Source organism: Streptomyces sp. (genome assembly GCF_050698815.1).
GTDB lineage: Bacteria > Actinomycetota > Actinomycetes > Streptomycetales > Streptomycetaceae > Streptomyces.
In genome coordinates this window covers 1-8746 of the sequence record NZ_JBOHCV010000752.1, presented here as the reverse complement: position 1 = coordinate 8746, position 8746 = coordinate 1, and the positions used below count along the sequence as shown (strand labels likewise).

At 68.5% G+C, this 8746-nt stretch carries 6 protein-coding genes and 1 pseudogene; 4 read left to right on the top strand and 3 right to left on the bottom strand.

The window, feature by feature from the left end:
- Nucleotides 1-251: 251 nt before the first annotated feature.
- Nucleotides 252-1130 (bottom strand): succinate--CoA ligase subunit alpha, encoded by an 879-nt coding sequence (sucD, locus tag ACRDP3_RS26790; RefSeq protein WP_431519590.1) that lies wholly within the window; start codon nucleotides 1128-1130, stop codon nucleotides 252-254.
- Nucleotides 1131-1146: 16 nt separating this feature from the next.
- Nucleotides 1147-2310 (bottom strand): ADP-forming succinate--CoA ligase subunit beta, encoded by a 1164-nt coding sequence (gene sucC, locus ACRDP3_RS26785; RefSeq protein WP_431519589.1) that lies wholly within the window; start codon nucleotides 2308-2310, stop codon nucleotides 1147-1149.
- A 150-nt stretch (nucleotides 2311-2460) separates the two neighbouring features.
- On the opposite strand from sucC, the pseudogene ACRDP3_RS26780 reads away from it, so the two are divergent.
- The 4 genes and pseudogenes from ACRDP3_RS26780 to ACRDP3_RS26765 all read left to right on the top strand — a co-directional run.
- A pseudogene (locus tag ACRDP3_RS26780) lies at nucleotides 2461-2679 on the top strand (thiamine pyrophosphate-binding protein); the annotation flags it as partial.
- 158 nt (nucleotides 2680-2837) lie between these two features.
- Entirely contained in the window at nucleotides 2838-4070 is a 1233-nt protein-coding gene (frc, locus tag ACRDP3_RS26775) for a formyl-CoA transferase (protein ID WP_431519591.1), read from the top strand.
- 3 nt (nucleotides 4071-4073) lie between these two features.
- Entirely contained in the window at nucleotides 4074-6230 is a 2157-nt protein-coding gene (locus ACRDP3_RS26770; RefSeq protein ID WP_431519588.1) for an acetate--CoA ligase family protein, read from the top strand.
- 202 nt (nucleotides 6231-6432) lie between these two features.
- Nucleotides 6433-7821 (top strand): OFA family MFS transporter, encoded by a 1389-nt coding sequence (locus ACRDP3_RS26765; RefSeq protein WP_431519587.1) that lies wholly within the window; start codon nucleotides 6433-6435, stop codon nucleotides 7819-7821.
- A 78-nt stretch (nucleotides 7822-7899) separates the two neighbouring features.
- On the opposite strand, the gene ACRDP3_RS26760 is transcribed toward ACRDP3_RS26765, so the two are convergent.
- Nucleotides 7900-8746, bottom strand: an 847-nt coding sequence (locus tag ACRDP3_RS26760; RefSeq protein WP_431519586.1) for a sugar phosphate isomerase/epimerase family protein, incomplete at its 5' end; no start/stop codon positions are given.

The window sequence follows — 8746 nt, the reverse complement described above, 5'->3', positions numbered from 1 at the left end:
CCACAGGTTGAGGACGCGGCCGTCGGCGGCGAACGCCTCGGGCGCGGCCTCGCGGCAGCGCTGCCAGGCGTCGGACCAGGCGGTGCCGGGCGTGAGGGTGAGGGTGGGCGGGACGAGGGGTGTGAGTGTGTTGCCCATCGTGGTTCTCCGCTCTCGTTGCACTACGGGGCGGTTTGCATGGGTTCATCCGTACCGGGCGGTGGCGAACCGACCTCGGCGGGGCACCGGCCTCCGCGCGGATACGCGCAGGGTCACGCCAGCCGGTCGAGGACGAGCCGCGCCGTTTCGGTGGGGGTCTCCCCGACCCGGACGCCGGCCGCCTCCAATGCCTCCTTCTTCGCCCGCGCGGTGCCGGAGGAACCGGAGACGATGGCGCCCGCGTGGCCCATGGTCCTGCCCTCCGGGGCGGTGAACCCGGCGACGTAGCCGATGACCGGCTTGGTGACGTTCTCCTTGATGAAGGCGGCGGCCCGTTCCTCCGCGTCGCCGCCGATCTCACCGATCATCACGATGAGGTCGGTTTCCGGGTCGGCCTCGAAGGCTTCGAGACAGTCGATGTGCGTGGTGCCGATGACGGGGTCGCCGCCGATGCCCACACATGAGGAGAAGCCGATCTCGCGCAGCTCGTGCATCAGTTGGTAGGTGAGCGTGCCCGACTTGGAGACGAGTCCGATGCGGCCCGGCTCGGGCGCGATGTCGGCGGGGATGATGCCGGCGTTGGACAGTCCGGGACTGATCAGCCCGGGACAGTTGGGGCCGATGACGCGGGTGCCGCGCTCCTGTGCGTAGCCGCGGAAGGCGACGGCGTCATGGACCGGGATGCCTTCGGTGATCACGACGGCCAGCCCGATACGGGCGTCCGCCGCCTCCTCAACGGCTGCCCTGGAGAAGGCGGGTGGGACGAAGAGCACCGAGACATCGGCGTCCGTCGCCTCCCGCGCTTCCTTCACCGTCCCGAAGACCGGCACCGAGCGGTTGTCGACGTCGACGTCCTGACCTGCCTTGCGCGGGTTCACGCCGCCGACGATGTCGGTGCCCGCGGCCAGCATCCGGCGCGTGTGCTTCATGCCCTCCGCGCCGGTCATGCCCTGGACGATGACCTTGCTTTCCTTGCCGAGGAAGATCGCCATGGTCTCTCCCGCCTCCCTATGCGGCCGTGGCCGCGGACGTGGCCAGTTCGGCGGCGCGCTGGGCGGCGCCGTCCATGGTGGTGCGCTGCTCCAGCAGCGGGTGTGGGTGTTCGTCGAGGATCGCGCGGCCGAGCTCGGCGTTGTTGCCGTCGAGCCGGACGACGAGCGGTTTGGTCAGCCGGATCCGTCCCAGTGCCTGGGTGATGCCGTCGGCGACCGCGTCGCAGGCGGTGATGCCACCGAAGACGTTGACGAGGAGGGACTTGACGGCCGGGTCACCGAGTACGACGGAGAGTCCGTCGGCCATCACCTGCGCCGACGCCCCTCCCCCGATGTCCAGGAAGTTGGCGGGCCGGGCACCGCAGCCCGCGACGACGTCGAGCGTGGACATCACCAGTCCCGCGCCGTTGCCGATGACGCCGACCTCGCCGTCCAGCTTGACGTAGTTCAGCCCTTTGGCGGCGGCCGCCGCCTCCAGCCTTCCCAGCTCCGTCGCCTCGGCCGGCTCGGTGGCGTCACCCCAACGTGTCTGCCGGAAGCGGGCGTTGTCGTCGAGGGTGACCTTGCCGTCGAGGGCGACGATGGCGCCGTCGGCCGTACGGACAAGAGGGTTGACCTCGACGAGCAGCGCGTCCTCGGACTCCAGCACGCGCCACAGCCGGCGCAGCACGGGCGCGGTGTCCGCCGGCAGTCCGGCCGCCGCGGCGATCTCGGCGGCCTTCTCGTCGGTCACGCCCTCGGCCGGATCGACGGGGATACGGGCGACCGCCTCCGGCCGGGCAGCCGCGACCTCCTCGATCTCCATGCCGCCCTCTGCGGACGCGATGGCCATGAAGCGTCCGGCGGCACGGTCCAGGACGTAGGAGATGTAGAACTCCTGCTCCACCGCCACCGGGCCGGCCAGCATCACGCTGTGCACGGTGTGGCCCTTGATGTCCATGCCCAGCATCTGCCGGGCGGTGATCTCGGCGGCTGCCGCGTCGGCCGCGCGCTTCACACCGCCCGCCTTGCCCCTGCCTCCTGTCTTCACCTGTGCCTTGACCACGACGCCGTGGCGGTCGGCGTCGAGCGCCTCTGCCGCCGCCCGGGCCGCGCGGGCCGTGTCGGCGACCTGCGCTTCCGGTACCGGAACGCCGTAGCGATCGAAGAGTTCCCTCGCCTGGTGCTCGTAAAGGTCCACGTGTGCTCCCTGTCGATCCTCGAAACGATCGGTGCACGCCCCCTGGACATCACTCAGTCGATGCGGGATAACAAGGTTCATACAGTATTCGTCGACTGTATGCAATCTGCTCTGACCGTGTGCCAACCCGACGAAGGGACTCGATACACCATGCCCGACGACAGCCAGGACGGCCGGGACCTCATATCCGGCGGACACCTGGTCGCCAAGGCACTCAAGGCGGAGGGCGTGGAGGTCATCTACACGCTCTGCGGCGGCCACATCATCGACATCTACGACGGCTGCGTCGACGAAGGAATCGACGTCGTCGACGTACGCCACGAACAGGTCGCCGCACACGCCGCCGACGGCGCCTTCTCTCTCACCGGCTGGGACTTCGAGACGCTGGTCCGCTACGACCTGCCCTTCGTCGGCATCGTCGGCAACAACTCCTCCGACGCCTATGCCCCAGGAACCATGAACCAGACGATGTACAAGTGAGGTGAACCGCGGTGACCGATGTTACTGACGTGGCCGGCACGACGACCATGACCTCCAAGGCACTCGACGGAGTGCGCGTCCTCGACATGACGCATGTGCAGTCGGGTCCCTCCGCCACCCAGCTGCTCGCCTGGCTCGGGGCCGACGTGATCAAACTGGAGGCGACCTCCGGGGACATCACCCGCAAACAGCTGCGGGACCTCCCGGACGTCGACTCGCTCTACTTCACAATGCTCAACTGCAACAAGCGCAGCATCACCCTCAACACCAAGAGCGACCGCGGAAAGGAGATCCTGACCGAGCTGATCCGGCGCAGCGACGTGCTGGTGGAGAACTTCGGCCCCGGCGCGGTGGACCGGATGGGCTTCACCTGGGACCGCATCAAGCAGATCAACCCCAGGCTCGTCTACGCGTCCATCAAGGGCTTCGGCGAGGGCCCGTACACCAGCTTCAAGGCGTACGAGGTCGTGGCGCAGGCGATGGGCGGCTCGATGTCGACCACCGGCTTCGAGGACGGACCGCCGGTGGCGACCGGTGCGCAGATCGGCGACTCCGGCACCGGTGTGCACACCGTCGCCGGCATCCTCGCCGCGCTGCTCCAGCGTGAGCGGACCGGGCGCGGGCAGCGCGTGAACGTGGCCATGCAGCACGCGGTGCTCAACCTGTGCCGGGTGAAGATGCGCGACCACCAGCGGCTGGAACACGGCCCGCTGGGCGAGTACCCGAACGACGACTTCGGCGACGAGGTGCCCCGTTCGGGCAACGCCTCCGGTGGCGGACAGCCGGGCTGGGCGGTCAAGTGCGCGCCGGGCGGTCCCAACGACTACGTGTACGTGATCGTGCAGCCCGTCGGCTGGGAGCCCCTGAGCAAGCTCATCGGCCGGCCCGAACTGGCCGAGGACCCGGACTGGAACACCCCGGAAGCCCGGCTGCCGAAGCTGGACAAGATGTTCCAGCTGATCGAGGAATGGTCGGCCACGCTGCCCAAGTGGGAGGTGCTGGGCGTACTCAACGCGCACAACATCCCCTGCGGTCCGATCCTGTCCACCAAGGAGATCGCCGAGGACGAATCCCTCGCCGCCAACGGGATGATCGTCGACGTCGAGCACCCCCAACGAGGCTCCTTCACCACCGTGGGCTCCCCCATGAAGCTCTCCGACTCCCCCGTGGAAATCACCTCCTCGCCCCTGCTGGGCGAACACAACGAGGAGGTGTACGTCGGGGAACTGGGCCTCGGCGAGGAAGAACTGGCGCAGCTCAAGACGAACGGAGTGATCTGACCGATGGCGCAGGACCAGAACAACGGCCCCCGCACGCCGGACAAGGAAACGGTACGGGCGGTACTGGACGCCGCCCGCGCCGAGGGCCGCACCGCGCTGACCGCCCCCGAGGGCAAGCGCGTCGCCGACGCCTACGGCATCCCGGTGCCCGACGAGGGCCTGGCGGAGTCCGCCGACGACGCCGTGAAGCTGGCCGACCGGATCGGCTTCCCCGTCGCCATGAAGATCGTCTCGCCGGACATCCTGCACAAGACCGACGCCGGAGGCGTCAAGGTCGGGGTGTCCTCGGCCGCGGAGGTACGCAGCGCGTACTGCGAGATAGTCGGCAACGCCCGCTCCTACGACGCCGACGCGAGCGTACTCGGCGTGCAGGTACAGCAGATGGCACCGCCCGGCCAGGAGGTGCTGGTCGGTACGGTCACCGACCCCACCTTCGGCAAGGTGGTCGCCTTCGGACTGGGCGGCGTGCTGGTGGAGGTGCTCAAGGACGTCACCTTCCGGCTGGCGCCCGCCTCCGCCGAGGACGCGCACTCGATGCTGGACGGCATCGGGGCGGCCGAGATCCTCAAGGGCGTACGGGGCGGCGAGCCCGTGGACCGGGAGGCGCTGACGAATGTCATCGTCGCCGTCTCCCGGCTCGCCCACGATTTCCCCGAGCTGGCCGAGGTCGACCTCAACCCCGTCTTCGCCTCACCCGGCGGGGCGATAGCCGCCGACATCCGCATCCTGCTCACCGATGAGGAGCCCAGGGAGCGGCGCCGGTACACGCCCGAAGAGATCCGCGTCTCGATGAAGCGCCTGATGCAGCCGGCCTCCATCGCGGTGGTCGGCGCCTCCAACGAGCAGGGCAAGATCGGCAATTCGGTGATGCGCAACCTCATCGACGGCGGCTTCCCCGGCGAGATCCACCCGGTCAACCCCAAGGCCGACGAGATCTGCGGCCGCAAGGCGTACAAGTCGGTCGCCGACGTGCCGGGCGAGGTGGACGTGGCGGTCTTCGCGGTCCCGGCGAAGTTCGTGCCGGACACCCTGGAGGCGGTCGGCGCCAAGGGCATACCGAACGCGGTGCTCATCCCCTCCGGCTTCGCCGAGACCGGCGAAGTGGAGCTGCAGGACCGGATCGTGGCCATCGGCGAGAAGCACGGCGTGCGGCTGCTCGGCCCGAACATCTACGGCTACTACTCGCCCTGGCAGGACCTGTGCGCCACCTTCTGCACGCCCTACGACGTCAAGGGCGGTGTGGCGCTCACGTCCCAGTCGGGCGGCATCGGGATGGCGATTCTCGGGTTCGCCCGCAGCACCAACACCGGTGTCTCGGCGATCGTCGGGCTCGGCAACAAGTCCGACCTGGACGAGGACGACCTGCTCACCTACTTCGCCGACGACCCGCACACCGAGTGCATCGCGATGCACCTGGAGGACCTCAAGGACGGGCGGGCGTTCGTGGAGGCGGCACGGGCGACCGTACCGAAGAAGCCCGTGGTGGTGCTCAAGGCGGGCCGCACCAGTGCGGGCGCCAAGGCCGCCGGTTCGCACACGGGCGCGCTGGCGGGCGACGACGCCGTCTACGACGACATCCTGCGGCAGGCGGGCGTGATCCGTGCGCCGGGTCTGAACGAGATGCTGGAGTACGCGCGGGCGCTGCCCGTACTGCCCACGCCGAAGGGTGACAACACCGTCATCATCACCGGCGCGGGCGGCTCGGGTGTGCTGCTCTCGGACGCCATCGTCGACAACGGCATGTCGCTGATGGAGATACCGCCGGACCTGGACGAGTCCTTCCGCGCCTTCATCCCGCCGTTCGGCGCCGCGGGCAACCCGGTGGACATCACCGGCGGCGAGCCGCCCTCCACCTACGAGGCGACCATCCGGCTCGGCCTGGAGGACCCGCGCATCCACTCCCTGGTGCTCGGCTACTGGCACACGATCGTCACGCCGCCGATGGTCTTCGCGGAACTGGCCGCCAGGGTCGTGGCCGAGGCACGGGAGAAGGGCATCGAGAAGCCGGTGGTGGCATCCCTCGCGGGTGATGTGGAGGTGGAAGAAGCGTGCGCGTACCTCTTCGAACGAGGGGTGGTCGCGTACCCGTACACGACGGAGAAGCCGGTCGCCGTCCTCGGTGCGAAGTACCGGTGGGCGCGGGCGGCGGGGCTCCTGTAGGGCCCGTGCTGCGGAGTTGCTCCGTGGTGGTGGGGACTTGCGCCCCACCACCGGCGGGGCCCGGCGGCGGTCAGGCGGACTCCTCGATCCGCCCGGCCACCGCTTGAGAAGACAGCTGAACGCAGCACCGCAACATCGCACCAAGCAAGAGATCCGGACAGGGGGCGCTGGCCAGACTCTCTCCACGCAAGGGGTGCAAAACATGACAACAACAGAAGTTCCAACGGCTCTCCCGTACCGGGAGGTGACCGACAAGAACGGTCGGACCTACCGCGTAGGCGAGTCCGACATCGACATCATGGGACGCCATCGCAAGTGGATGGTCATCCTGCCGTGGATCGGCATGATGGGGATCTCCTCGGCGGAGTACGCGTTCGCTTCCGCCGAGTCGACGCTCCACACCGCGCACGGCTGGAACAGTGCACACATCTTCTGGATGATGGGCATCTGGGTCCTCTTCCAGGGAGGCGTCGCCTTCCCCGTCGGCAAGCTGCGCGAGAACGGGCGCTTCCCCGCACGGCAAGCGATGATGTGGGGCGCGCTCGGCACGTTCATCGGCTATCTCGCGCTCGCGTACTCGCCGAACGTCATCATGGCCTACATCGGCTTCAGTGTCTTCAGCGGCATGGGCGCCGGTGCGGTGTACGCGACCTGTGTGAACATGGTCGGCAAGTGGTATCCGGAGCGCCGAGGCGGCAAGACCGGCTTCGTCAACGGCGGCTTCGCCTACGGCTCGGTGCCGTTCGTGTTCATCTTCACCGGCTTCATGGACACCGGCAACTTCAAGTGGGTGCTGGTGAGTGTCGGTGTGTTCCTGGCCGCGGTCGTCGCCGTCGCGGGCTCCTTCTTCCAGGACCCGCCGAAGAACTGGTGGCCCGCCCACGTCGATCCGCTGAAGACACCGGACGACCCGCGTGCACGCCGCGCACTGGCGAAGAATCCGCCGGCGGTCAAGCAGTACACCGCCAAGGAAGCGTTCCAGACCGGGCGTGTGCCGATCATGTGGTTCTGCCTGCTGTGCACATCCGGCGTGAACATCTTCGGTATCGCCTTCCAGGTGCCCTTCGGCAACGAAATGGGTTTCGCGGGCGGCATCGTCGCCACCGCCATGTCGCTGAAGGCCATCGTCAACGGCACCGGCCGGGGCGTGATCGGCTGGCTGTCCGACCGCTACGGCCGCAAGCAGTGCCTGCTCTTCGTCTGTGCCGTGCTCGGGCTGTCGCAGTTCGGCATCCTGCTGTCCGGTGAGGCGAGGTCGATGCCGCTGTTCCTGCTCTGCTCGATGATCTCCGGCTTCGGCGGTGGCGCGATCTTCCCGATGTTCGCGGCACTGACCGCCGACTACTTCGGTGAGAACAACAACGCCACCAACTACGGCATGGTCTACAGCTCCAAGCTGCTGTCCGGCATAGCCGGCGCGGGTCTGGGCTCCATGGTCGTCGCCTCGTGGGGTTACGGCGGTGCGTTCTGGCTCGCCGGCAGCACGTCGCTCCTCGCCGGCATCGTCGCTCTGTTCCTGCACCCGCCGGGACGGCCGCGCAAATCGCTGATCAAGCCCAATCCCCAGCCGATCAGCCGGGAAGCGGAGTGACGGAGGAAGACAGATCCGGCAGCGGCCGGGCCACCTCTCCCCATGGGTGGCCCGGCCGCTGTCTGCGTTGCGCCTCTCTCAGTGCCCGCTGCCCCGCAGCGACCGCAAATGGGCCGCGGAGCGGCGGGCCGTCCTGAAGGAGTCGGCCGGATTGTCGTGCTCCACCAGCCAGTTGTGGTCCCTGCGGCCGCCGTGGGTGCGGCCGACCTTCGTCAGGAAACGGCGGTAGTCGATGTCGCCGTCACCGACGTCGACCATGCGGTACCCGTCCTCCGAGGTCTCGTCGTGTTCGCCGTCCTTGACATGGAAGAGCGGGTAGCGGCCGGGCTGCGCGAGGACGTAGTCGAGCGGGTCGAAGGGAGCCGGGGTGCCGTCGGGGCGGACGCTGAAGCGGTACTGGCCGGCGTAGGCCCAGTAGATGTCCATCTCCAGGAAGACCAGGTCCGGGTCGGTCTCGGCCAGCAGCACGTCGTAGAGGCGTACGTCGGGCCGGTCATCGGCGAAGCCGAACTCCATCTGGTGGTTGTGCTGGTAGAACTTCAGGCCGCGCTTGCGTGCCGCGGCCCCGTAGGTGTTGAAGTCCTCCGCGGCCCGCTTCCAGGCGTCGACGGTCCGGCCGTAGCGGTCCGGGCTCGATGCGGTGCCGACGTGCGGGACGCCGACGGTGGCGGCGTCGTCCAGGACCTTCTCCAGCTGGGTGGCGAAGGTGTAGTCGGCGGGATCGTCGGAGTAGTAGCCGACGTGGCTGCCGATGCCGCGCAGCCCGTACTCCCGCAGCAGCTTGCGCAGTTGGGGCAATGTGATGTCGCCGGTGCCCTGGCGGTAGCCCGCGAACTCCACCTGCTCGTAGCTGAAGCGGGACAGCTCCTCGAAGACGGCGGCGAAGCCGAGCGAGGCGACCTTGTCGCGGAGGGTGTAGAGCTGG

Bases quoted from the DNA above. Each gene is read 5' to 3' on its own strand.
- sucD (WP_431519590.1), bottom strand. From the start codon at position 1,130: ATGGCGATCTTCCTCGGCAAGGAAAGCAAGGTCATCGTCCAGGGCATG.
- frc (WP_431519591.1), top strand. From the start codon at position 2,838: ATGACCTCCAAGGCACTCGACGGAGTGCGCGTCCTCGACATGACGCAT.
- ACRDP3_RS26770 (WP_431519588.1), top strand. From the start codon at position 4,074: ATGGCGCAGGACCAGAACAACGGCCCCCGCACGCCGGACAAGGAAACG.
- ACRDP3_RS26765 (WP_431519587.1), top strand. From the start codon at position 6,433: ATGACAACAACAGAAGTTCCAACGGCTCTCCCGTACCGGGAGGTGACC.